Origin of the sequence: Amycolatopsis speibonae, from assembly GCF_042647925.1 — a bacterium.
In the GTDB taxonomy this organism is placed as follows: domain Bacteria; phylum Actinomycetota; class Actinomycetes; order Mycobacteriales; family Pseudonocardiaceae; genus Amycolatopsis; species Amycolatopsis speibonae.
This window is the reverse complement of record NZ_JBHRWK010000154.1, coordinates 1-1,424: the sequence shown is the minus strand read 5'-3', so window position 1 is coordinate 1,424 and position 1,424 is coordinate 1. Positions and strand designations below refer to the sequence as shown.

Genomic DNA, 1,424 nt, shown 5'->3' with positions numbered 1-1,424 from the left:
CTTGAACTCAGGAGTAAACGACCGACGCTTCCTCGACACGAAAACCCTCTCTTCCGAATGAAAACCCTAGTGGGTTCGCTATCCGGAAGATCCGGGGCCCCTCAATCTTCCCGGACAGCTTCTTGGTGGCTTGGCCTACGCTGCTTGCTGCCGGTTTAGGTACTCGGTGTAGACCTCGTTGGGGGTCTTGTAGTCGAGTCCTGAGTGGAGACGTTGATTATTGTAGCGCAGTTCTATGTATGCGGCGATATCCGCGATGGCCTGTTTTCGTGTTGTGTAAATCACTCGATGGGCTCGCTCGTTCTTAAGGGCGCCGAAGAATGATTCGGCCATGCTGTTGTCGTAGCAGATTCCTGTGCGGCCGACGGAGTGCCGGATGCGGAGAGATCGGAGTGTGTTCGCGAATTGGGCGGACATGTAGTTACTGCCGCGGTCGGTGTGGAATATCGCTCCGGGTTTGATTGAGTAGTTCCGGACGGCCATGTGGATGGCTTTCTCGATCAGGGGTGTTCGGTAGTTGTCGTCCATGGCCCATCCGATGACCGCTTTGGTGTGGCAGTCGATGACGGTCGCCAGATAGATCCATCCTTCCCAGGTGGGAATGTAGGTGATATCGCCGACCATTTTCTCGCATGGCGCGTCCGCGCTGAAGTCCCGGCGTAGCAGGTCCGGCAGGATCGCTGGGCCGCCGTCGGTCAGTGCCGGCCGCCAGGGCTTGGGCTGGCAGGGTTCCAGGCCCTGGCCTCGCATGATCTGGCGGACCAGTTCGGGGGTGCACCGCTCGCCCTGGCGATCTAGCTGGGCGTGGATGCGGCGGTGACCGTAGGTCTCGTCCGAGTCGGTGAAGATCTTGGTGATCAGCCCGGCGAGATACTGCCTGCGCCGGGCGGTCTCTGATTCCGGCCGGGTACGCCATTCATAGAAGCCCGATTTCGACACCTCAAGCCATGAGCACATTGTCACGACAGGCAACGGTCTTCCCATGACCTGACTGAAGACGTCCTTCTCCGCGTCGATGAACTCGTAGAGTTCTGTTACCGATAGTCGCTGGAGAAGAAGGCTGCGGCTTTTCCCAGGAACTCACGTTCCGCGCGCAGTTCCCGGACTTCTTTTTCCAGTTCCCGCAACCGGGCACGTTCTGAGATCGTCAATGGTGGCTCATCGGCGGCGTGGTCGCGGCGATACGCGTTAACCCAATTGCGCAGGGTCTGCTCACTGACACCGATTTCCCGAGCGACCGCCGCGACAGGACGTGTCGACTCGACCACCGATTTTGCCGTCTCCTCCTTGAACTCAGGAGTAAACGACCGACGACTCTTCTTAGTACGGCAGCAGCAGTGTGTGATGTGGCGGCGTGTCGTGGGTATGAGGACGGCCACCGCGTGATCGACTTCAAGGTGTGTTGGATCTCGAAGAGGACGCGG

1 protein-coding gene is annotated in these 1,424 nt (G+C 59.1%); it reads right to left on the bottom strand.

What is annotated here, in order from left to right; genetic code table 11:
* Positions 1-135: 135 nt before the first annotated feature.
* A protein-coding gene (locus ACFOSH_RS43120; protein WP_378247446.1) for an IS3 family transposase occupies positions 136-1,346 on the bottom strand; the annotation gives its coding sequence in 2 pieces (ribosomal slippage) (positions 136-1,073 and positions 1,073-1,346; 1,212 coding nt in all).
* Positions 1,347-1,424: the final 78 nt, after the last annotated feature.